This window comes from Legionella sp. 27cVA30, assembly GCF_024160945.1.
Lineage (GTDB): Bacteria > Pseudomonadota > Gammaproteobacteria > Legionellales > Legionellaceae > Legionella_A > Legionella_A septentrionalis.
Genome location: NZ_JAMYXK010000002.1, coordinates 1,292,291 through 1,315,889 on the forward strand (window position 1 = coordinate 1,292,291; position 23,599 = coordinate 1,315,889).

Here is a 23,599-nt window from a genome sequence, read left to right on the forward strand (position 1 = left end):
CTTTAAAAACACGCCCTAGGATTGCACTGGATTGATTGGTGGTAAATCAGCCCTCTTCTTAGCATAATTCATTTTTCTATTACGAAAATTCACTACAGCGAGCCATAAATTTTTTCCTTCCCAGTTTATTTTTCTATTGGGGCTATACAGTGCTTGTGACAATAATTGCATTTGTTGTTTCAATGCCGCATCGTGGGCCAAATGGGTTATATCCTCTAAAGTAAGCAATTTGGCACCGGGCCATTGGAAAGCGGCCCATTGCAGTAAAGCAGTGCGCGCTTCTTTCGCATGATTTGCAAAACAAGCCGCTTTTAAACGTTTAAGCACGCCTTTCCCATGGTTTTTATTTAAAAATGGAAAAGGTTTAAACCACCATAAAATTAAAGTGAGAATCCAGGCAGCAGCCAAAAAAATTGCCACCCACCAGCCTGTAAGGCTTTGTTCGCGTTGTGGCTTGTCTACAGCGGCAGGCGCCGAAGTTTCCATGGCTTTATTGTCTGCAACCGGCGGCCTGGCGGTTAGTTGGTTACCCGCATGCTGTTGTGGAAGGGCTTTGCCTTTAATCTGTAACGAACGTGCCGGCAGCTTTGTCCATTCTTCCTTGCCTGTTGTCGTATTAAACCATGGCACAACCAATTCAGGCAGAGTAATACTGCCAGAGTGATTGAGTAAATAGGTAATTTTTACCGTAGTTTCCCCTATGAATTCCTGCTGTTTAATGTAATTGCGCTCTGCCGGTTTTTCAGGATAAATGTCGAAGTTTTTTTGCTTGCCCAATTCCAGATGCGGCAACATTTGTGCGGGCACCCCTACAACTTGCAGCGTTATGGTTCTGACTAATGTAGTGCCTTCATTCAGCTCGCTTGTGCTTTTATCGTAGGTTTCTTTTAATGTCACTTGTTTTGCTGGAAGCCAGTGTTTGCCCTTATACGTACTTGGGATGGGTTTGACTTGTAATTTGCTTTCCTTGGCACGCAAATTTACTCTTCTGGGCACGGCATCATAAATCAAGGCATTTAAAGCAGGGCCGGTGATTTTTAATTCACCGCTTTTTTGAGGAAAAATTGCATAACGTTGTTCTTCAACCGTGTAGCTTTGGCCGTCTTCTACCGTCTGGTAGCGGGTTGCATCTTCAAGCGGGATAATCAACCCGTCTTCCACTTGGGGTGGATGATATTCAGCATCCAACAAGCGTTCACTATTATAAAATTTAACCGTGTAAATGACTTGTTGGTTTACAAAGGGAGCGGGCTCGCTGATGTCGGTTTTTAACATTACCGGCTGGGAGGCAGGCGCTGTGCTATCGGCTTGCCCTGTCATTGTGGCGGCATCAGTAACTTCGATGGTAAGAGGCTTGCTTTCGTACTGACCTATTTTAATAGCCGGGATAGTAAGCTTGCCTGTTTTTTTGGGGAGTAAAATTACATTCCACTGCCGTAAAGAATGCGTTTGTCCATTAATGATCGTGTAATTAGCGCTGCGTTCAGTCCCTACGATGGTAAAATTTTCTTGCAGGGGGGTTAAATCCGGGATCCCTTCCGCATTGGCGTCATCCATAGTCAAGGTGAGGCGCAATGTATCCCCTTCTTGCACGCTGGTGGGAGCCGCCTGCACATTTATTGCTGCCAAACTGGTTGAGGGCAGGCAGGAAATAAGTAAACATATCAGTAACAAACGTCGTAAGTAGCTATAAAAATCTGTTTTCATCAATCCCACCCATGTTGTCTACGTAAATGATCACGTAAAAATTTTTCACGTAACAATCCGCCTGGATCGTCAGGAATTAGTCTTAACCACTGTTCTTTTGTTTGTTTCTGTTCACGTGCGAGTTGGGATGAAGCATCCGCCGGATCTTCTGCCATTTTGTCATCAGTCTGTTTGTTATGTTGGGGCGCGTTTACTTCCTCAGATTTTGCCTGGTTTGGTTTTTGTGCTTGCGTGTCTGCAGTTTGTTTATCATTTTGTGGCGTGTGGTTTTTCTGCTGTTTGCCTTCTTGCCCTTGCTTGTTTTGCTCTTCACCGCTCTCGGTAGGGTTGGGTTGCTTGGCGTTTTGCATTTGCTGATTTTGTTGCTCTTGTCCATCGCCGCTTGCAGAAGGTCGTTTCTCATTCTGCTTGGCTTGATTTTCTTGCTCTTTTTCCTGTTGTTGTTTTTTTTGTTTCTTTAATAAGTCTGCAAGAATTTTACGGTTGTGCAAAGCATCTTGATGATCCGGATTTTGCGCCAGAGCTTTATCATAAGCTGCAATGGCTTTTTCATATTTACCCATATGCGCTAAAGTATTGCCAAGATTGTAGTAGCTGTCTTCTGTATCGAGTTGCTGGTAAAGCTCTGCCGCCTGCTGATAATCACCGGCTCGGTAGGCTGCAGTTGCCTTCCAATCAGTTTGCTCAAACGTATCTTTCGCTTGCTTAAATTCTCCTTTCTGCATCATGGATTGCGCCTGTTGATTTTTTGTAATCCAGAAATCTTGCCAGGAAAACGCGTATGTTTTTATTGCCGAGGCTAAAAGGACAAGGCAGCCGATGGTCTTAATCACTTTATTTGTGCAGTTCAAATGTTTCATGCATAAAATCTCTGTAGCCATCCACGCCGAAATGCTGGTAACAAGCATAATAAGGCAGGAATTAGAAACCAGCGCCCATTATCTTTCCAGACAGGAATATCATTGTTTGCATCGGCGGTAAATTTTTGTTTACGCTTGGTAAAAGCCAGCCATTCCTCAATGTCGTTCGAGGTGTCAGCAAAAGGAATCAATATTCCTTGCCCGGCCGCAGCCAGTTCTTTAAACGGCGCAGGTACTGCAGTATTTGTTATCGGGATGATTGAAGTGCGGGTACCCTTTTTCAGCAAATCCCGCGCAACACCTACGGCCTCAGGGGAAGGGGCAGTGCCGGTTAATACTAAAATATCGCCTTGATTAAAACCAGCTTGCGTAATGAGCTTATCCGCTTCGCGTAAAGCGGTATCAAGCTGTTGACCCTCGACGGGCATGACGTCCGCAGTGAGCGAGGCGAGCAATGCATCGATGGTTTGTGCATCATCCGTCAAGGGCGAAACGATAAAAGGTTCGCCGCTGTAGACAATCAAGCCAAATTGACCGCTGCGTTTATCCTGAAATAAATCGTGTAACTTAAATTTGGCGCGCTCCAGGCGATTGGGAGGCAAATCATTGTGTAACATGGTTTCGGACATGTCTAATAGAATAACCCGGGGCTCTACAGGTTTAAACGTAGGAACCGGCAAGCGAGACCAGGAAGGGCCGGCTAAACTCACTACCATAAAACAAGCGCTGCCGATTAGGGACAAGAGGGCGAACGTGCGGGTGTTTTTACCCCCTTGCTGCATCAGGCGGGTTAATAAATGACTGTCGCAAATTTCTTGCCAAGCCTGCATTGCAGGAGTTTTCCGCCATAATGCCCAAAACAAAAAAAGCAGAGGCAAAAAAGCCAGCAGCCACCCGGGGCGCATAAAATGGAATTCAGCCATCATTCTATAGCCTCCCTTTTAAATGGCAATGCAAAGCGGTTTAATAAGCCGCCCAAATCGGCAAGCCAGTATAAGAATAGGAGAAAAGATAAAGCCAGTGGCCAGGGATAATAATCATGCTGTGGCCGTATCATTTCTTGTTCTTGTTTAATGGTTTCCAGTTGGTTGATCGTTTGGTAAATTTGCTGCAGGCTTTGCATATCAGTGGCGCGGAAATATTGTCCGCCAGTTATCTTGGCTACCTCTTGTAGAGTTTGCTCATCCAGATCAGCGGCTACATTTAAAAACAAATCCCCGAGTTGCTGGGGAGCTACGTCTGATCCTAAGCCAATGGTATACACTTTAATGGCATCCGCACGCGCAAGTTCAGCCGCTTTTAGCGGAGTTAAGACCCCAGAATTGTTAACCCCATCGGTGAGCAAGATGATAACCCGGCCTTCCGGGGGGACATTTTGCAATCGTTTGACTGCCAATCCCAGGGCATCGCCAATTGAAGTGGTTTTTCCCGCCAATCCCACGGTTGCATCTTCCAAACGCGTGATCACGTTTTGATGATCATAAGTCAGTGGAGTTTGCAAATAGGCACGGCTCCCGAAAAGAATTAAACCAATTTTATCCATGCTGCGTTCGCGCACGAATTGGATGGCTGTGTGTTTGACTACCGCCAAGCGTGTGGCAGGGCGGCCGTATAAGAGCATATCCGTAAGCTCCATACTGCCGGAAATATCCAAAGCCAACATGATGTTATAGCCTTCCCGAGCCACAGGTTTCGGTTCCCCCACCCAACGCGGGCTAGCCAAAGCCAGTAAAAGCAGGCACCATATCAAAAATAAAACAGGCAATTTCTTATATTGGACGATGCTTTGTTTTTCTCTTTCTACAATGGTTGCTACGGCGTTAAAGAAAGGAATTTTAAGGGCGGAAGATAATTGCAAGTTGCTATGCGGCAATAAAAACCACAATAAAACAGGAAGCGGGAGAAAAGCGAAAACCCAGGGAAATGCTAATTCAAACACGGTTTACTCCGTTGCTTAATCCATTTTTCGGTCTGCGTGAACAGCAAGGGTAGTTTCCCGCTTTGCTGTTTGGGCAGCTTGTTTTGCGGCGGAGCTTGCGTGCGATTATCCGGTTGAAAAGGCAACTCAAGTAACTCCATTTTAAGCGGTTGGAAATCAATTCCCCTCCCCGTTTTATCCAAAAAATTTATCCAGTCTTCACCTTGTAAACTGGCTACCTGTTCTCTGGGGAAGTAAACCAAAGCAACCCGCTTTAACAATTCGGAAATGCGGGCACAAGTTATTTGCGCGTTACCTTGCTGTGCATATTCAAGCCGGTATGTTTTTAAAATCCGCAAAGCGTGGCGTTTGGCCCTTCCTCTTTTGTAATGGCGGTATAAAAAGAAAGCTAAAGCAAAGAGGGCAACGGCGAGCAGGCATAATATTACATACCAGCCGGGTGCCAAAGGCCACCAGCCAATTGCAGGCGGGATGTGAATATCGCGAAGGTGTGCCAGCTCTTGTTGTGGCGGGGGCGATGCAGCAAACCCCGCCGGCCAGGGCAGAAAGCCCGCGAATATATAAAACCAACGTAGGGAAAAGCGCTTAGCCATGGGATAGTCTCCGTGGGTAAGTATGCCGTACCAGCAAAGGTAAATCCATGTCAGCTGTAACTTGTATGTATTGTATTTGCAGGCGCTTAAATTGAATTTCAAGGGTGGCGATGCGCTGTTCGCAATATTGCTGATAGGCTGCAGCAACGCTTTGTACTGTGGTATCCAGCAGCAATTCTTTTCGCCCGTTGGTGATGGCATATTGTTGCGGTTTGGGGGGCGCTAATTCCAATGGGTCACAGACATGATAAGCCAATACATCATTATGGGCGCGCAGGCGGCTTAAATGTTGTTCACTGTCCACATCCAGATTGTAAAAATCGCTAATCAGTACCAAAATGCTGCCAGGTTTTGCCACGCGGCGCAGCCGTAAGAGAGCCTCGCTTAGCGAGCGTGGTTGCTTTGCTTCGGTTTTGTCTTCTTTAGTGTACTCACTTAACCCGGCCAGGAATGGTAATACGCCTGCTTCGCGACCGCGGGGGGGAAATTCGTCATGCTTGCCGCCTGAGAATAATAATCCGCCGACCCGATCGCCTTCGCATACCGCAGTCCAAGCTACTAAGGCAGCAAGGCGTGCAGCTACTACCGACTTAAAAGCATGGCGTGTACCGAAATACATGGAATCATTGAAATCGGTAAGGATGATTGCGGGACGTTCGCGTTCTTCCTGGTATAATTTTACATGCGGCTTGCCGGTGCGTGCTGTCACGCGCCACTCCATATGGCGCACTTCATCGCCTGCCTGATAATTTCGCACTTCGGCAAAATCCATTCCGCGCCCGCGTAATTTGGACAAATGGGTTCCCGCACGCAGTGCGCGACGCTCGGGATGGTAATTTACTGAGCGCGCATAGCGTTTTAAGGCAATTAATTCGTTAAGCTGTGCAACGATTCCGTCACTCATTTGCTAATACCCCTTGCAAGAATGCCTGTGCAGCGTATACCAAAATGGGTATTTTCTAGGGCAAGGCGACCAGACGCAACAATTCATCCAGGAAATCATCGCTGCTAATGCCTTCTGCTTCCGCTTCGAAGGTTAATAGAATACGATGGCGTAAAACGTCGTGAGCGATGAGATGAATGTCTTCGGGTGTTACGTAACTTCGTCCAGCAAGCCAGGCATGTGCTTTGGCACAACGATCCAATGCTATTGTGGCCCTTGGACTTGCACCATAGCGCAGCCAACGGTGCAATTCTTCACTGTACGAGCGCGGGTTGCGGGTTGCCACCACCAGTTGCACCAAATAGTTTTCTAAAGCTTCGCTGGTATGAACATGCAATACTTGCTTGCGGGCCTGGAACAATGTGCTTTGTGGCAGCGGTGCAATATTAGTTCTCTGTTCATCCTTTTCAGTCACAATCCCTGCCAGTGCCTCACGCCTGGCCAGTCCTAAAATATCATGTTCGACCTGCACATCAGGGTAGCCAATTTTAACGTACATTAAAAATCGATCCAGTTGGGCTTCAGGCAGGGGATAAGTCCCTTCCTGTTCGATCGGATTTTGGGTCGCCATGACTAAAAATAATTCAGGCAAGGGATAAGTTACGCTGCCAATGGTAACTTGCCGCTCCGCCATGGCTTCCAGCAATGCAGATTGTACTTTGGCCGGAGCGCGGTTGATTTCATCCGCTAAAACCATATTGTGAAATATAGGGCCAGGTTGAAATACAAAAGAACCATCTTCAGGGTGGTATACATCCGTACCGGTTAAATCGCCTGGCAGAAGATCAGGAGTGAACTGAATTCTATGAAAGCTGCCCTCAACGCCTATGGACAATTCCTTTACCGCACGCGTTTTGGCAAGTCCCGGAGCACCCTCCACGAGCAGATGACCGTCAGCCAGTAAAGCGATGAGCAAACGTGAAATCAAATCTTTTTGCCCGAGAATGCGTGAGTTAAGATAATTCCTTAACTGCAGAATTTCCTGCTGTATATCCTGGGTGGGGGAAACGTCTACCTGAGCCATTCACTCTCCTATTGCAGCATAAATAACAAAAAAACTATCCTAGCGTGAAATGAAGTCCGTGCCAAGGAGTGTGCCTCGCTGCAGATGGCGGGATCCATTTTAAGTATCTGTCGTTTACTGAATATCAGTTTTTTTCGCGTATGCAGAAGTCAGCTTAATTTTTTTAAGACGATCATCTGCAATGGCTTCTATTTTTTTGCGATCTGCATCTGACATTTGCCGCAATAAAGATTTAAATTGCGCCTGGTATAACACAAGAAACGTTGTGGTTTCACGGCTGGTAATGCGGGCGGTGCGGGGGATGGATTGCAGCAAGGATAATTCCCCAAAGAAATCACCATCTTCCAGAACAGCAATTCTTTTTTGTTTGCCTGCAAAGTCTTGTGAAACATCTACTTTGCCGTGGGCAATAATATAAAATTTATCTCCCGCTTCTCCTTCATTGATAACAACTTGATTCATATCCACGGTTTCAATGAAAAAATGTCTGGCCAGCCTGTCCAAAGCGTTTAAGTTAAAATTTTTAAAAATGGGAATTTGTTGCAACCAGTGCAAATCCACACTCATTTGTAGCCCGCCTGCCGTGAGAGTCGCACCGGATTGTTTATTCCATAACTGCGAATAATAGCCATTAAGCTCCAGCAATTGTTGATGTTTCCCTGATTCCACAATGGTCCCATCTTTCATTACATAAATTTTATCCATGTGAGATGCTTCGCGAAGATGATGGGTAACCAGGACAATGGTGTATTTATGCAATTGTTTTAACAATGTGTTTTGAATAGCATCACGATTAATTGGATCCAAGGAAGCAGTCGGTTCATCCAAAATCAATAACTCGGGCTTACCCAGCAGCGCCTGCGCGAGAATGATGCGTTGCCGCTGGCCAATAGAGAGTTGTACTTGCCCTTCAGTGCCAACCACGGTGTCATATCCTTGCGGCAAATTCATGATTTCAGCATGGACTTCAGCGTCTTTTGCAGCTTTAATGACTTCTTCACGGCTGGCATCGAGCTTTCCCATGCGGATATTGTCGAAGATCGTGGCGTTGAACGCATAAGGGGTTTGTAATACAGCACGGATATGAGTTAGCAAAGAACAAACCGAGTAGTTCTTTACATCATGACCATCCCAAAGGATAACGCCTTCATCAGGATAAAGTCCACGGGTTAATAAATTTAACAGGGTACTTTTACCCGAGCCACTCACACCGACGATGGCGACTGCGGCATTTTTGGGAATATCCAGATTAATATTGGTTAATGCGGTTTTATTCGCGCCAGGATAAGTGAGGCTTATATTTTTTAATTGAATTTTATATTGCAAGTCAGGCAAGCATTCGGCAAAATCCTCAGCCTGTTGCTTGGCAGTTAGCAAGACGCTGATGCGATTGAAACTGTCTAATGCTTGGGTTATGAAAGGGTAAAAGCCGGCAAGTCCAATGATCCCCGACATTACGCCTTGAACTAAAGTAAAATACCCTAGAAAACCGCCAATAGTTAAAAGCCCAATAAATACGAAATAACCGCCTAAAGCAAGCGCCACAAATCGTCCCAGCATTGTCCCCATACTAATGGTATTCGCTTCCATTAAACCTAAAAAATCATATTTACTGTTCGCAGGCAGGGCATCATGGAGTTCTTTATCGAATTGTTTTTTCCGAAAGCAGGATAAGCGTAAGATACGAATTGGATTATGTAAAACAAAACTTTCATAGACAGCAGCCAGGGAAGCAGCATCGACCTGGCGTTTAACCGCTAAATATTTCTTATTAAGTCTTGCAATAAACAAGCTTGCGGGTAAAAAAATCAACATCAAGCTGATGACGATGACGGAGATAAGCGCATTCAGGTAAAAGAGTAAACTGATCCCGGCAATGATGTATAAAACACCAAATATCGCATCCCAATAAATTTTCCTTAATAAAGTTCTGATGGCAGAAATATCTTCCGAAAAACGTGAAGCAATATCGCCCGTAGTGTATTTGCTTATTACTGCTGTAGGCAAAGTTAAAATTTTTGTATGTAAATCCGAGCGCAGTTGATTGATGACGTGATTGGCCAATGATGAAGATAAATACGTGATGATTATTATGGTGATGATGGAAATAAGCATTAAAATGACTAAAAAGGTGAGCAATAAATAAAATAAATGCAAATTCTTATGGGCAATGGCTTTGTCAAAAATATCTTTTATGACAAAAGGACCTGCCAAAAAACAAATATTTTGCAAGCTGAGTTGGATGATTAATGACACGACAAGAAACGGTTTTTGCCAGGCATATAAGAAAATAACCTTGTAAAAATGAAAAATTCCTTGCACGGTTTCCCGCTCTTTCTTTTTCAAAGGGTATGCTCAAACGGTATCTTTAACCTAAGTATAGTGATAAAAAATATGCCTGTTTAACTAATAGCCAGCACGCTTTTTAGCCTGGCGATGGTTTCCGCATCATGTGGTGTTAAAGGTAAAGTGGCTAATGCAGCCGCTCTATATAATTTTTCCGTGGCAGAACCTTGCAGGGCATGTAAATGTTTGGCAATAGTAGACAGATCGCCGCGCTGCAAAGGGCCGGTGAGTGCTTCCTTGGGTGGGCTTTTCTTTAGATTCGTCAAGCTTATTTGTAATAAATTATGAGTAATTTGCCGGGCGTGCTCTTCGCTAACATCGGATTCAATTAATAACTTAATGGCTGCATCCGCTAAAGTCACCACATAGTTTGAAGCCATGACCGCTGCAGCATGATAAATTGCTTTTTTTTCTGCATGGATGGTAAGGGTTAAGGCGCCCAGGTTTTTAAATAAAATGCTTAAATAAGCAGTGGCCGCTGCATCTCCTTCCATGACGCAATGGCAGTTTTGAAATGCATCTTCCTGCATTTCTTCCGCAAAAGCCCTTAAAGGATGGACGCTGGCCGTATGGCAACCTTGGCGTTGCAAGGGGGCGAGAACGTCGGAACCCAATACCCCGCTGCAATGTACGACCATGCTACCGGCGGGAATAAGTTTCTGTGTTGCGAGTGTCTCTGCAATAACTGCGATTGCATCATCCGGGGTGGTTATAAACACGATGCTGGCAGCTGGCATAGCATGAAATTCATCGACGCTCTGTCCGCTCCCCAAATGCTGGATTATTTTTTCGCCTTTAGCGAGAGAACGGTTGTAAAGGGTAAGCACGGTATCGGGATGTAGCTTAAGCAAGGCTTTTGCCAGACTTGAACCGAGGCGGCCTGCACCGATAATATTCACATTCATATTGTCTTCCTGCAAGGTTTTCATTCCAATCAATGTTGACGGCTTTTAAAAAAATCCGTAGTGGCTCTGTTTAAATCATCGCGGTAAATCGTATCCGACGCTGCCACGTTCGGGCAAATATAAAGCATATTGGTCAAGGGGTATTGCCAGTTGAAGGGGACAATGGCGCAATACGGAAAAACAGCATGGATGGTATTGAACACGGTTTGTGCATACTCATCATGAAATAACGGGTTGGCAATGATATTAGCTATCATTAATCCTTGCGGGGCAAGGTGCTGCCTTATGGCGGCAAAGTATTCTGCCGTTAATAAAGAAGGTGGAATAGTTGCCTGATGGCTGTATACGTCGGAAATAATTACATCAAAAATTTCGGTTTTTTGCTGCAAGTAACGGCGGGCATCCTGGCCGACAAATTTACCGCGCACTGATGCATTTAAAAAATATTGTTCAGCCAAATCTTTGATGGCAGGGTCAATATCCACATAAGTTACTTTATTATCATGGTTCCCGGCTGCAGTAAGCGTAAAACCGCCAGCGCCAATCACCAGTATTTTTTTATGGCGCAGCTTTAACTCATTAAACAATAAATGGCGAATGTATTCGATGTATGGGAAGGCTTTTTTGTCAGCGGCCAGCAATGAACTGCTGGATTCATTAATCTGAAATAACTTGCCCAATTCGCCCGTGTCAATCACTTTGTAATTCCCATAATTATTGGTGCGTTTAAATTGCGTGCTTTCTACGTTTACATTAAGAAACCAAATAAAAATCAATGCCAGCAAGAAGGGAAGAAGCGATAACATGGTCGAGCCATTGTAAGAGCGCAAACTAACCATCAGTAAAAAAAGCAAGCCGCAATTAATGACAACCGTTAAGGCTACTCCTAGATATTGGAATAAAAGCAAGGAAGTCAGCAAGGCTCCCAAAAACGAGCCTATCGTGCTTAAAAATAACGCCCGCCCGCTGATGTGGCTTATGCGCTGCTGTTGGTTAAACAGGTTCGTGGTGATGGGGATAGTCTGCCCTAGCCAGTAAACGATAGGAGCTAAAACAAGCAATAAATAAAGTGACAAGCTAAGTAGAAAGGGTAAGTCTGCCTTATAAATGCTGAAATAATAAAACCCGGCAATGAATACATAGCTCAAGCCTATCCCGATAAATAACATGCTGCAGGCAAAATTACGTTTAAGCTCTTTAAAAAAATCCTGCTGATAGCTGCCGCCGCGCCAATATCCCAATGCTAGAAACAGCAGGAAAACGCCGATGATGATGCTGGTGATCAAGACGCTGCCTCCGTAGAAAGGGAGCAGTTGGCGAATGGTCAGCACTTCAACCGAAATGGTTACAAATCCTTCCAGCAGTAAAATTGTAAATAATATATTGAGCATGTAGTGCCATTCTCATTTTTTTGGCAATCTAGATTCTAGTAAAAAAAGCACTTCCAAGCTATGCAAAATACCGCAATTGAGTAAAGGATGGTTGTAAATCAGCCTGGTAATCTTGGATTTTGGCTCTAAACCGTTCAGCTGCACTGGAAAAAAGTATAAAATGTTTGCATTGTCATACCTAATCCCATTAGCAGGGTTAACAGGCGCATTAGATGAAACGTTCAGCCTTTTTCATTGTATTGGCTATGGTATTTTTAGAGTGGCTGGATTTCAGTCTTTATCTTTATTTAGCCAAAGCTGTCTTTGCAGCAGAGTTTTTCCCTGTTTCCACCCATAGTTTAATGCTCACCTTTGCTTTATTCGCCGCAGCTTATTTAGCCCGCCCATTAGGTGGTTGGCTATTTGGCCGGGAAGCGGATAAAAACGGCCGGCGCAAGCCCATGGTATTTTCTGCAGCATTGATGGGATTGGCTACGCTCGGTATTTGTTTACTGCCGGGGTATGCTAAGTGGGGGGTGGCCGCTACCTGGTGCCTGCTTGTTTTGCGTTTACTGCAAGGATTGGCTTTGGGCGGAGAAGTGAACACATCGGCGATGTTTTTAGTGGAGCATACCCCGCAAAAGCCTTTATTTGCAGGCAGTCTGGTAGCCGCAAGTGGTGCGGCTGGAATGTTTACTGGCGGAGCATTGGCCGCGTTCATACAATTTACCGACGTCTCATGGATGTGGCGGATTGTATTTGCATTGGTCGGCGTGCTTTCACTCTGGGTTTGCCGTTTGCGTAAACAATTAAGCGAATCGCCGGAATTTAAAAAAATGTATTCGGCAAAAATTGAACGTGTTTGGCGTTTGCATTGGCGCGGATTGCTTAATATTGCCGCGCTAGGGGCATTTGTAAGCGTAACAGTTTATTTATGCAATGTATTTTGGCTGTCTTTTGCAATGGAGCAGCAAGTATGGGATAAAGTCACTTGCGCATGGATAGGTTCGTTTGCGCAGCTTAGTTCTGCGCTGCTTGCGCTACCCATTGCTTTTTTGATTAAACCAGCGCGAGCCCGCCAATTGCTGCGAGGTAGTATGATTTTGCTCGCCTGCGTTGCCCCTGTTTTATTCTTTGCTACAGCTCAAATTATAAAGCCGCTTATCTTGGTTTCCCTGATGGGATATGTGATCGTTAATGGCTTGATTTGTTCGGCGATGTACTATTTTCTTTATCAACAATTACCTGCCGAATATCGCTGCTGGGGTGTTTCTACCATTTGGGCTATGGCCGCCAGCATCGGCGCAGCAAGCTTGCCTTTCGCCGAACATATGGTAAGCAAGGCCGAAATTTACTGGCTTCCAGGAGTTTTAGTCAGTTTCGTTGCCCTAACTGCTTTTTTTGTGCTAAGACTTAATAAAGGATTGGAACCACGTTCTTTTCTTCCGCAGGCTGTACAATCACGCTAACATTGAATTGGAAGCCGCTATTTCGCGGTATGACTTGTAATTTTTTGAATGAATATAATGCTTTCTGATTATTTAAAAACTTTTCCGCAATTCGTTTTGCCCAAACGCGCCCTCACAGCCTTTGCCGGTTGTCTCGCCAATGTAAAAAATCCCGCGGTTAAAAACCAGCTGATCCGGCATTTTATTCGCCGCTTCGCAGTGGACATGACGGAAGCGCGTGAAGAGCGTCCCGAGCAATACGCTTGTTTTAATGATTTCTTTATTCGCCAATTAAAACCGGAATGCAGACCATTGGCTAGCGCCGATATTTTATCGCCTGTAGACGGGTTTATAAGCGAACTCGGGGAAATTAATGCCGGCAAGTTATTGCAAGCCAAGGGTTGGTATTATTCTGTGCAAGAGTTATTGGCGGGTGATGAGCAAAAGAGCAAACAATTTGCGCATGGCCGTTTCGCCACGCTTTATTTATCGCCAAAAGATTACCATCGCGTGCATATGCCGATAGATGCTGTTTTAAAAGAAATGATTTATGTGCCGGGTAAATTATTTTCAGTGCAACCCGCTACGGCGCGCGTTATCCCCAGATTATTTGCGCGCAATGAACGCTTGGTGGTTTATTTTGAAACAAAAATCGGCCCAATGGCGATGGTTCTGGTAGGGGCAACCATTGTTGGCGGCATTGGTACCAGTTGGCATGGCGATATCATGCGCGGGCGTAAGCCAGCCCAGTATGTGTACCCAGAAGAGGGTGAAAATGCATATGCTTTATCGCAAGCCCAGGAAATGGGTTATTTCAAATTGGGCTCAACCGTTATTTTAATGTTTGCCGAAGGGCAATCCATGCAATGGTTAGAGCAATTGCATGCCGGAAAACAGATCCGTTTCGGAGAAGCATTTGGCAGAATCAAATAATTGCAGATTTCAGTTTTAAGCGGTATATACTTAAACATAAGCGGGAAGTTAAACCCTGGGAGTTCGAAGTGACCGATTATATTTATAAAGGCTTTAAAATTTCTTATAAAATCGTGGCAACTGAAGTTGATAAAAATCTTTACAAAGCCGATGGCTCTGTAACTTATCTGTTAAATAGAGGCCCTAAAACCTACACTCCTGTAAAATTTCACACCGAATATGAAACTTATAACGGTGCAGAATACGAAATTAAAAAATTACTTGAAAATTACGTCGATTTTGAATTGAAAAGCTTTTATGAGATGAATAAAGAAAAAGCAAGATAAAGCTTACGATTATCTCATGTAAAAAGAGCGTGCAGCAATTTGAAATCCTGATGTAAACAATAAGCGATCCTAGTAATTGTGCTCCTGTTTAGAATTTATCTAATGCAATAAAATTCAGCACGCTGGCACTCATGTTTAAGCAGACGCTTAAACATGAGCATATCCAATATGTTTAAACTGTCTGTACTGCGGAGAACCTTTTTCCTGGTCTTGATGCAGTGTATGGTTTCTACCGCCTGCACGGCGGAGAACTGCTAACAAGTGATTGATATATCAGGTCCATTGTCACAGCGAATAAATAAGGGTTTCCCGCGCCATTCTATCACTTGATCAAGTGCCCTGATAACCCGTTCAGCAGGCAAAGAGAAATCTACTTCGATAGCCAGACCTTGTTAAAATCATCAATAACGTTCAAAAGGGCGATAACTGCGCCCATTTTGAAGCTGGTCATGCATAAAATCCATAGACCAGCACTGATTAATATTGTCTGGTACAGCTAATATATCTGGCTTTTCCCTGATTAACCGTTTTTTGGGTTTAATCCTTAAGTTCAATTCCAACTCCCTATAAATCCGATAAACACGTTTGTGATTCCATTTAAAATGTTTCACATTACACAGATATAAAAAACACAGCCCAAAACCCCAATTACCAACTACAAAATTGAAAGGGAACTAATGTTGTACGAAAATAGAAGCCACATACACACCCAAGCCTAATAAGATGAATGCAACTAATAATGCAGCACATTTCTATTTTAGAAAAAAGTCAGCACTGATCTTAAATTTTCTTTTTAGCTCAGATATATGATTTTTTCCTAAGCTTCGTTCTCCATTTAGAAATTTGGAAACATTTGCTTGGCCACCAAATATAGGGGCAAGGTCCTTTTGCTGAAGTTGATTAATATTCATTAGGTATTTTACCATCTCAACATCGGTTACATTTTCACCAATCAAAGAAAAATGCTCATTATCATATTGTTCTATATTCTCACCTATAATTTGCATTGCCAAAGCCAGAGGATGATTTTCATCATCACGAACTTCGTCAATTAATTTATCTAGAATATCTTCGAGATATTTATATTCTTTATCATTAGTTGGTTTCTTAAACACTGTTAGTGGTAAATGAAATTTATGTTTGGTTTTATTATCAATGTAGTCAATAGCAAGAGCTTTCATAAATCACCTCGCTTTAATTTTTCTTTATTAATTTGTTTGTCATATTCAGCATGGGTCCAAATTGTTCTGACATAGCAAGTTTGGGTGTTGTAATGAACGGCTGTTATTAAACGATAATTATTACCACCAACATTAAATATAGTGTAGCCATAAACAGGATCTACACTATTAAACACTTGCCTCAACTCAAAAATATTAGACGCATTTGTCTCTAACATTTTGAAATACCACTCTGTCAGTGGGATTTCAGATTGAACATTACTTATGTAATAATCGCGAAGTTTTTTCTTAGAAATGATACGCAAATTTATTTTCGCTTAAAGTATTTAATGTAAGTATATGTCGATACAACATATATGTCAATGTGACATATATGTTGTATCGTGATGCCAATAATGCCAACTAGTAAATAAAATAGGGAGATTGTTAACGCCTCACCCATCCTTGCAGCTAAAAGAAACGCAAGCCAAACAAGTAAATTGATCAAGTGAACGCTTTATGGATGCTTGCTAAAGAAAGTGAGCAGTTGTGCAATCTAATCAATTCAGTTTGGATACGCCTGGCCGCCCACCTTACGACTGATACGCAAAATCAAGAATTAGCTTAATCAGCTCTGAGTTTAACTTTTTAATTGGTGACGAATGAGGCTTGTTGCTTTGATCATTTAATCCATCGATACTAGCTTTTAATAACGTCGGTACCATTTTTTTGGCTCTCCCCCAAATGAACACATCATTACCCATAAGTATAAAAAGCAGTTATTTTTTGTAATAATTCGTATACTGCAATGCCCAATAAGTCAGGATGATAATCATGAGCTGGGCAGCAGAGGAAATGCAAACAATTGATTTAGGCGATAAAAGACGTAACGCTCGGTTACTTTCTTTATTTGATAAGTTAGGCAATGCCCCCAATCTAAGTATACCTGCGGCATGTGGAGGCTGGCATGAAACCAAAGCAGCCTATCGGTTCTTTGATCATGAACAAGTCAACAGAGAGAATATTTTAGCGCCCCATATAACCTCTACGCTTTCTCGAATGAGACACCATTCTGTTGTTCTTTTATTGCAAGATACAACCACCCTTAACTTTACAGGCCAAAAAGAACGGAAAGATATTGGCCCGATTAATCACGAAAAGCACCCAGGTTTACTTCTACATCCTATTTTAGCCGTTACACCAGAAAAACTATGCTTGGGTGTTTTAGATACTTATCTAAATCCGTGTGGTTTGGGACATGCTTTTGATTCTTGAAGCCATCGCTTTCTTTTAAAGCCATGCGCTTTAGCGCATTCATTTTAAAATATATTGTTTTATTCTTGCCCTGCTTCCTCATCTCTCGCCACTCGCAGAAATGTCCTTTTTTTTGAATTTTATGGGGAATGCAAGGTGGAACGCAAGAGCAAAGCGATGAGTAGACCTTGTATTCTTCAGAAAATTCAAATGCACTCATCTGCGAGTGGCGAGAGATGAGGAAGCAGGCATTTTTAAATTTTTCTTGATTTTAAACCATCTTAAGATACCTTGCTTACCTGTTAAGTTTTGGCGATAGGGATATCACTTACGGTGAGCGCATGAGTGGTATCAAACACCCGTTTCGTTTTGCAATTGTCGGCATGTAAACGACAGGACTTCGCATCACACGCGATAAAATCATTGAAATTACAATCCTTGTATACACGAATCAAGGCATCGACCTTTGCGCACTTAGCCCAAGAGTTATTCGATGTTCTTAAGGAATGCGTACTCGTTGCCCACAACGCGCGCTTTCCTTATGGGTTTCTAAAAAATGCCTTTAGCGCTTGCCGTATTCCTATCGACCCAAGATTCTTTGCACATTAAAACTTGCGAAAGCACTCTACCCTCATTTAGAAACCCATCATTTGGATGCACGGTTAAATGCCTTAACTGTGGAGAAAAAATCGCCTTATCCGGGTACCAGGGTCTTTTGGCATTTATGCAGCAAGCAGTTCGTGAATTCTCTAAAGAGCACGTATTAACCCCTGCCAAATCTCTGCAAAACGAAGCCAGCAAGCTTCCTAAACTTATTTCTGATGTGGCGTTAATACCGAATACACACCATCCCATTGAACTGGTTTCGTAATCTTTAAAATATTACCTCGTCAAGACTGTTTTTTTTATTTTTATTTAGATACCATTCAAAATTCACAGAAAGAATCATTAAATTTTTTTCTGTGGATAATTTTTTGTTCATCCCGCCAATTTTTCAAAACATATTATTTTTAAAGCTTGAAATGCCTTGCAAACTAAGGCAGATAGCCCTTTTATTTTTTTATACTTAAATGCCACTTATCCACAAAATCTGTGAATAACTCTGTGGGTAGAGTATTAAAAACCTTAAAAAATAACCTATTCGCTGCGTGTACAGTAAGTTTCCACCTCATGCACTAAAAAAATACTAAAACACAACAGCAATCCATCCTTGTTCAAAGCTTCGTGAACGGGTCATGAAGCTTTGGTGCGTAAACGGGAAACGTTCATAAAGCGGTCTGCATTAACGAATTTTAGCCCCTTAGGCAATCGAAAATGAATAAATTTTTTTCAAAACAATTTTTTATTTAGATTCTTAGACTTAAGTGAAATGCACCCGATTTGCACAATCGAGCTTATTTACATTCGATTTATTTTTTTATTTATGATTTAGGTACAGAAATCAATTGGAAGTTCATCATGCCTGGGGCTCCAATACCGCGGCATGCCTATCTGCATAAGATTAGGAAATGTTTAAAATGGGCATCATTTGGAAATCAGTTAGATATCAACAAGAAAGCAAATGTGATTCAGATAGAAATCAACAGGTCATCTAATGAAAATCATACAACAATCATATACCCATCATATAGAACTCATATAGATGTCTTTTAACAATCATACTGGGAATCAATATATTACGCTTATATCCTGCTAATAAAAATCAATGCCAGATAGATACCAGATAATTTTCAATCTCATTGGCACGTTTTCACACAAGAAAACAACGTTTAGAACAAACAAAGGCTTTTACTTAGAAATCAAATAGGAGTCATGTAGACATCAGTTAGGCATCCTTCACAAAAACCATTCTATATTGGCAATCAAACAGGAATCATATCAGAAATCATTTAAGTTACCCTTATTAGTAGTAATAATTAATAAAACTATTACTTAATAACATATAAAAATATTTTATGATTTTACTCATATTTCCATTGACCACGAAAAAAATCTATGTTTAAGTTAGTTTAACAAATATCCGTTAAACTTAAACCACGGAGATTAAAGAATGGATCCAAAGATGTTAGTTAGCGAAGCAGCAGAAGCATTAGGAGTAACGGCTCAAGCCCTTCATAATCAAATAAAAAGAAAAGAACTCGAACATGGTAAAAGTCGAAATAGAGTTTATTTCGGTTATAAAACAGCCAGATCATTACTTTCCCTTAATTTCTCATCACAAGTATTATGTTTTCAGATAGTAAAAGGAGGAACTGGGAAAACATCTATGTGTTTAGCTGTAGGCGTTAGAGCATCATTATATGGAGCCAGAACTCTCTTAATTGACCTTGATCAACAAGGTAATTTAACTAAAGCATGTAGAATTGATACTCATGACAATCCAATCATGATAGAACTAATTAATCAGGATATTCCGATAGAAGAAGGCATTCTTCCTGTATATGATGGTCTTGATATATTACCAAGCCGCATTGAAAATGCATTATTAGACAGTAATTTAATGTTGAAAAGACTTCCACTGGATCGAATCTATAAAGAAATGATTGCTCCGTTAAAAAATAAATACGATCTTATTTTAATTGATTGCCCACCAGCCTTAGGTAGCTCTGTTACTGCTGCTGCATTGGCAGCGGATCGAATCATAGCTCCAGTAACTCCTTCCGAATTCAGCTTAGAAGGATTAGAAATCACGAAACAAGAAATAAAAAATATAGAAAAAAATTTCCATACAACGATCTTACTAAGTCCTCTTCTAAATGAGTTTGATGTAAGAACATCTTTATCTCACGAAACAATGAGGTTTTTAATGACTAATTATGAAAAAGGTCTTATTCGTTCAGTAATCAGAAAGAGTCAAGAGTTTGAAAATGTTCTAACCAAGGGTGAGTCTATCTATGATTCATTAAATAACTCTCCAGCTAAAGAAGATATCGATCTACTAACTAGAGAAATATTAAATATTGGATCTTCAGTCAACAAAGAATCCGGCGATATATTGCGTTCAGCCACAGATAAAAAGAAATCAAATAATCTTGTTGAAGCTTGATAAACATTGCTAGAGGACAGTTGGAATGCCTACCCTTGAGGAATTAACTAATAAATCTAAAAAAAAGTTTAAGAAATCCGATTATAGGCCATGGAACTATATGGATGAACTTGATAAAGAATATGGAAATCAATCGGAATCCAATAAAGTATCTTTTGATAATCAATTAGAGATCAAATCGACATCAAATGACAATCAATTAGGAATCAAAAAGGAATCATATAATCTAGAGTCTCTGGAAATAAAAGATATCCATAAAATAACAAAACCTAAAAAGACTGTAGATTACTCTATTGATTTCGATCCAAATAATTTAGAGACAGTGTTAGATACTATTTCCAGACTTACTGGTCATCAAAAAAAAATATTTCTTTTTATTACAGACCGTTGTATCTCGAGGGCAATGTTGTCTACTGGCGTCATTAAAGGGGAAATACTCATGCAAATTACCAGTACAACAATGAAAATGGTAAAAACATCTATTCAGAGACTGGTAGGTAAACAATTGATTGTGAGAGAAAAAGGAAAAACCGGACGAGGAGGTTTTTACTCTTTTAAATTATCTGAAATCGTGAGAAATGCCGCACTTGAATATAAAAAAATGGTTGGCATTGAGAGTCAATTGGGAATCAACAGAGAATCAATTGAAGTTCATTTAGAAATCGAAAAGAAAGGGGACAATAAAACAGTGGGTAAAACTCTCTTACCTGAAGAGTGGAAAAAAATTAATATTTATCCATTGGAAGAAATTGGATTTAATCATAATCACTTAAATGACATTTTTGAAACTAGGTTAGCTGAGCCACAAATGGTTCAAGAATCTATTTTGCATTTTGCGTACGGTTTGGAACATGAGTCAGCTAAATATAGGCAGTATGATGATCTTTTAAATCTGCTAATTGGTCGGCTTAGAAAGGGAAAGCCATGGTTTGAAAAAAATTATAGATCACCACAGGAAATCGCACAGGTTCAACTATTAGAAGCTAAAAAGAATCAATTAGAACGAAAGAAAAAAGTAGAAGAAGATACATTTAAACTAGCGTTAGCCGAATGGCAAAAAGGGTTAAACGAAACTGAGATTACCAATATTACAGCTAAAAAAGGACCGGGAGATATTATTCCGCATGCCACTAAATTGTCGATCTATTTTAGAGAAAATATATGGCCTGAACAAAAGAAAATGTACTTAATTACAGAAGAAGAATAGATATAATTTTTATCCGAGAGGCTGTTGAAATCACATGCGAGATGAAAGCAATTTAGTTACCGATCCTTTATACAAATTTCATGATTTTTATCGAAAGAGAAACGGAAATTACATTGTTGTTGCCAAAGAGGAGGGCAACCCCAGAGGTGTATTTAAAATTGCTGCCACAGATTTAGTGACCTTAAAAAAAGATCTATTATCAAAATTTAGTTTAGAAGACAAAATTAATATCATTGGTCTTGCTACTACTGAAAAACCACCGACAGTAATTATACAAACAACAGAGCATTTTCGATATTTTTCCTTATTAGCCATGATTTTTGGTTGTTCGTTGATTGCCTGCAATATTGCTTCGTCAAAATTAATGACATTTTTCGGTGTCACATTAACAGGGGGTACATTACCTTATCTGTTGACGTATGTTATGGGTGATATTATTACAGAGGTTTATGGATACAAAAGAACCAGGCAACTAATTTGGGGGGCAATTGCATGCAATCTAATTGCTGTTTTATTTATAACATTAGCAATAAAAGCTCCCGCATCTCCCTTTTGGAGCCATCAGAAAGAGTATGCTTTTATACTTGGATCTATTCCTAGAATTATTACGGCATCAATGATTAGCTATTTTAGTGGAGAATTTCTGAATTCATATGTAATCGCTAAACTGAAGATATTTCATGATGGTAATAAATTGTGGCTTAGAATTATATGCGCATCAATTGTTGCTATGACGGTTGATAATTTCTTATTTTTGTCAGTATCATATTGGCATGTTTTACCTTTCTATGAAATGGTCCAATTTTCAAGTAGGAGTTATTTGCTCGGATTGATTTTTGAGTGGTTATCTATACCCTTTATTACCTTTATGGCCAAAAAACTAAAATCCATCGAGCATGTTGATGTCTTTGATATTAATACAAACTTCACACCATTTTCATTGGATGTTGATTATACAGGTAATAATGATCATTTTGATAGAACATAGATTACATATGGCGGGAAGTGTTTTTCATCTTCCCAATAATAGCCATCAGTTTCTTCACCAAGTGGGAGCAAAGTTTCTAGTAATGAAAACTTTGATGTATTAATAATTTCTTGATAGTCCTCATTTGTCCAATAATAATCATATACAATTATTTCTGCGTCTTTTAATAAAACCTTAGCGATGTCACCACTACTTAGGTTCTTGTTTTGTTCAAAGTCCACATTTAATGATAACCATTTATGGTTGTATAATTCTTCACTACCTGTAACGCCTATAAATAAACCGCCTTTTTTTAAAACTCGATAAATTTCATTAATAATGCGACTCAACTCAGGCTTACTTGATATTTCGAATAAAACAAAACTCGAGAATACAATATCAAATGTATTATCCGCATGAGGGAGTTTGGCGCTTTCAATTAAGTTGAAGGGAATTTTGATATTTAATTGGTTAGCTTCTTGCAACATATCTTGACTGATGTCTACGCCTTCAACATCCAATCCAATTTCGTTAAGGAATAATGTAGAGCTGCCCGAACCACACCCGTAATCAAGTGTTTTATTTCCAATAGCATGTCGCTTTAATAAGTCAGGAATTTGCTTAAAAGCTAAAAAAGCAGTTCCGCTATTATCTAATGAGGCGTACTGATTTGAAATAATGGAATAATCATTAATAGGCATATTGCTTCACTCTAGGTCGGTTTAAGATGAGCTGATCTTGCAAAGGAAAATTGTAACTTTGCTTCTTTTTGCGATACTGGTTTCCCAACTGCTTGTAAAGAAAAACGTGTTTCAATAACAATACCAATTATTTGATGACTTTCTGTCAGAGGCACAACACTTTTTATTTCGGGGTTCACTGATCGCATATATGCTTCATGTCCATCCATTAAAAATTGCTTTAATAAAATCATTTTATCGTTTTCATTTTTTACTAAGATCAGGTCACCATCTATAGGTGATTGAGAAGGATCAACGATAATGGTTGAGCCTTTTCGAAAAGCAAGACCAAACGAATCTGTTGGTATTATAAGTGCAAACGAGTTTGGGCCAACTTCTTTTTCCGTAGAAATCCATGTTTGTAATTTTTCTTTAATGTTTTCGCCATGTGTATCAACCCAATTCATAATCCAATCCCATTCAATAACGGGCATTCTAGCTGATGTATAATATGTTGGATTATGAGTGCCTGGCAATCTATCCTTAGGCAAAGGTTCATCGCCCAATAATTGGCTTATTGAAATAGAAAAAAATTTTGATATAGGTCTAAGGGTAGATGCCGTGGGATTTGCATTAGAGTTTAATCTCATTCGTGAAATAGTAGAGGCTGGAACGCCCGTTTCTCTAGCCAATTGCGCATCATCAATATCACATTCCTCCATTAATGAAGAGAGAATATCTTTGAGCTCATGTTTATTATCAGTACTAGGGCGTGTTTTTAAAGTTTCAGCCACAGCAAAATACCTATTACAATTAATGCACCTAAAAACATGGCGGCAGTTTTATCATACCGCGTAGCAATTCTTCTGAAACCTTTTATTCTGTTAAAAA

At 40.8% G+C, this 23,599-nt stretch carries 22 protein-coding genes and 1 pseudogene; 8 read left to right on the top strand and 15 right to left on the bottom strand.

The annotated features are described in order from the left end of the window. Positions 1 to 15 precede the first annotated feature (15 nt). The 10 genes from NKV53_RS11460 to NKV53_RS11505 form a co-directional block, all read right to left on the bottom strand. Entirely contained in the window at positions 16 to 1,707 is a 1,692-nt protein-coding gene (locus tag NKV53_RS11460; protein WP_127033701.1) for a BatD family protein, read from the bottom strand. Beyond that, a complete protein-coding gene (locus NKV53_RS11465; protein ID WP_253351166.1) occupies positions 1,707 to 2,540 on the bottom strand; it encodes a tetratricopeptide repeat protein in 834 nt (277 codons plus the stop codon). The genes NKV53_RS11460 and NKV53_RS11465 overlap by 1 nt, the downstream gene beginning before the upstream one ends. 23 nt (positions 2,541 to 2,563) lie before the next feature. Next, positions 2,564 to 3,493, bottom strand: a complete 930-nt coding sequence (locus NKV53_RS11470) for a VWA domain-containing protein (protein ID WP_126954503.1) — start codon at positions 3,491 to 3,493, stop codon at positions 2,564 to 2,566. Beyond that, positions 3,490 to 4,506 (bottom strand): VWA domain-containing protein, encoded by a 1,017-nt coding sequence (locus tag NKV53_RS11475; RefSeq protein WP_253351168.1) that lies wholly within the window; start codon positions 4,504 to 4,506, stop codon positions 3,490 to 3,492. Before NKV53_RS11475 ends, NKV53_RS11470 begins: the two co-directional genes overlap by 4 nt. Further along, entirely contained in the window at positions 4,494 to 5,099 is a 606-nt protein-coding gene (locus NKV53_RS11480) for a DUF4381 domain-containing protein (protein WP_253351170.1), read from the bottom strand. Before NKV53_RS11480 ends, NKV53_RS11475 begins: the two co-directional genes overlap by 13 nt. Next, positions 5,092 to 6,003: a DUF58 domain-containing protein gene (locus tag NKV53_RS11485; protein ID WP_127033710.1), complete on the bottom strand. Its 912-nt coding sequence runs from the start codon at positions 6,001 to 6,003 to the stop codon at positions 5,092 to 5,094. The genes NKV53_RS11480 and NKV53_RS11485 overlap by 8 nt, the downstream gene beginning before the upstream one ends. A 55-nt stretch (positions 6,004 to 6,058) precedes the next feature. Further along, the gene (locus tag NKV53_RS11490; RefSeq protein ID WP_126954499.1) at positions 6,059 to 7,066 is read right to left on the bottom strand and encodes a MoxR family ATPase; all 1,008 of its coding nucleotides are present in this window, start codon (positions 7,064 to 7,066) and stop codon (positions 6,059 to 6,061) included. A gap of 114 nt (positions 7,067 to 7,180) precedes the next feature. Next, positions 7,181 to 9,412, bottom strand: a complete 2,232-nt coding sequence (locus tag NKV53_RS11495; RefSeq protein WP_253351172.1) for an ATP-binding cassette domain-containing protein — start codon at positions 9,410 to 9,412, stop codon at positions 7,181 to 7,183. 56 nt (positions 9,413 to 9,468) lie between these two features. Next, positions 9,469 to 10,341, bottom strand: a complete 873-nt coding sequence (locus NKV53_RS11500; protein WP_127057167.1) for a Rossmann-like and DUF2520 domain-containing protein — start codon at positions 10,339 to 10,341, stop codon at positions 9,469 to 9,471. A 5-nt stretch (positions 10,342 to 10,346) separates the two neighbouring features. Next, complete coding sequence (locus tag NKV53_RS11505; RefSeq protein ID WP_127057166.1) at positions 10,347 to 11,708, bottom strand: fused MFS/spermidine synthase; 1,362 nt, start codon at positions 11,706 to 11,708, stop codon at positions 10,347 to 10,349. A 212-nt stretch (positions 11,709 to 11,920) separates the two neighbouring features. On the opposite strand from NKV53_RS11505, the gene NKV53_RS11510 reads away from it, so the two are divergent. From NKV53_RS11510 to NKV53_RS11520, 3 genes are all read left to right on the top strand, one after another. Beyond that, on the top strand, positions 11,921 to 13,156 hold the full coding sequence (locus NKV53_RS11510) for an MFS transporter (protein WP_127057165.1): 1,236 nt from the start codon (positions 11,921 to 11,923) through the stop codon (positions 13,154 to 13,156). 57 nt (positions 13,157 to 13,213) lie between these two features. Next, complete coding sequence (asd, locus tag NKV53_RS11515; protein WP_126954494.1) at positions 13,214 to 14,068, top strand: archaetidylserine decarboxylase; 855 nt, start codon at positions 13,214 to 13,216, stop codon at positions 14,066 to 14,068. Positions 14,069 to 14,136: 68 nt separating this feature from the next. After that, entirely contained in the window at positions 14,137 to 14,394 is a 258-nt protein-coding gene (locus tag NKV53_RS11520; protein WP_126954493.1) for a hypothetical protein, read from the top strand. Positions 14,395 to 14,666: 272 nt separating this feature from the next. Here the strand turns inward: NKV53_RS11520 and NKV53_RS11525 are convergent. The 3 genes and pseudogenes from NKV53_RS11525 to NKV53_RS11535 all read right to left on the bottom strand — a co-directional run. Continuing rightward, positions 14,667 to 15,044 (bottom strand): annotated as a pseudogene (locus NKV53_RS11525) (DDE-type integrase/transposase/recombinase); the annotation flags it as partial. A 102-nt stretch (positions 15,045 to 15,146) separates the two neighbouring features. After that, positions 15,147 to 15,575 carry a type II toxin-antitoxin system HigA family antitoxin gene (locus NKV53_RS11530; protein WP_127057164.1) on the bottom strand — a complete coding sequence of 143 codons (429 nt, stop codon included), beginning with the start codon at positions 15,573 to 15,575 and terminating at the stop codon, positions 15,147 to 15,149. Further along, the gene (locus NKV53_RS11535; RefSeq protein WP_256478867.1) at positions 15,572 to 15,880 is read right to left on the bottom strand and encodes a type II toxin-antitoxin system HigB family toxin; all 309 of its coding nucleotides are present in this window, start codon (positions 15,878 to 15,880) and stop codon (positions 15,572 to 15,574) included. Before NKV53_RS11535 ends, NKV53_RS11530 begins: the two co-directional genes overlap by 4 nt. A 508-nt stretch (positions 15,881 to 16,388) precedes the next feature. Between NKV53_RS11535 and NKV53_RS11540 the strand changes: the two genes are divergently transcribed. From NKV53_RS11540 to NKV53_RS11560, 5 genes are all read left to right on the top strand, one after another. Beyond that, on the top strand, positions 16,389 to 16,829 hold the full coding sequence (locus NKV53_RS11540; RefSeq protein ID WP_253351175.1) for a transposase DNA-binding-containing protein: 441 nt from the start codon (positions 16,389 to 16,391) through the stop codon (positions 16,827 to 16,829). Between the two features lie 535 nt (positions 16,830 to 17,364). Continuing rightward, a complete protein-coding gene (locus NKV53_RS11545; RefSeq protein ID WP_126954192.1) occupies positions 17,365 to 17,679 on the top strand; it encodes a hypothetical protein in 315 nt (104 codons plus the stop codon). A gap of 1,191 nt (positions 17,680 to 18,870) precedes the next feature. Further along, positions 18,871 to 19,854 carry an AAA family ATPase gene (locus tag NKV53_RS11550; RefSeq protein WP_158614985.1) on the top strand — a complete coding sequence of 328 codons (984 nt, stop codon included), beginning with the start codon at positions 18,871 to 18,873 and terminating at the stop codon, positions 19,852 to 19,854. Positions 19,855 to 19,954: 100 nt separating this feature from the next. After that, positions 19,955 to 21,061, top strand: coding sequence for a hypothetical protein (locus NKV53_RS11555; RefSeq protein WP_126954190.1), 1,107 nt, complete (start codon positions 19,955 to 19,957; stop codon positions 21,059 to 21,061). Between the two features lie 34 nt (positions 21,062 to 21,095). Next, positions 21,096 to 22,049 (top strand): queuosine precursor transporter, encoded by a 954-nt coding sequence (locus NKV53_RS11560; RefSeq protein WP_126954189.1) that lies wholly within the window; start codon positions 21,096 to 21,098, stop codon positions 22,047 to 22,049. Here NKV53_RS11560 and NKV53_RS11565 read toward each other — a convergent pair. Both NKV53_RS11565 and NKV53_RS11570 read right to left on the bottom strand, forming a co-directional pair. Next, entirely contained in the window at positions 22,031 to 22,729 is a 699-nt protein-coding gene (locus NKV53_RS11565) for a class I SAM-dependent methyltransferase (protein WP_126954188.1), read from the bottom strand. The two genes, NKV53_RS11560 and NKV53_RS11565, sit on opposite strands and share 19 nt — an antisense overlap. An 11-nt stretch (positions 22,730 to 22,740) precedes the next feature. Next, entirely contained in the window at positions 22,741 to 23,502 is a 762-nt protein-coding gene (locus NKV53_RS11570) for a S24 family peptidase (RefSeq protein WP_253351176.1), read from the bottom strand. Positions 23,503 to 23,599 lie beyond the last annotated feature (97 nt).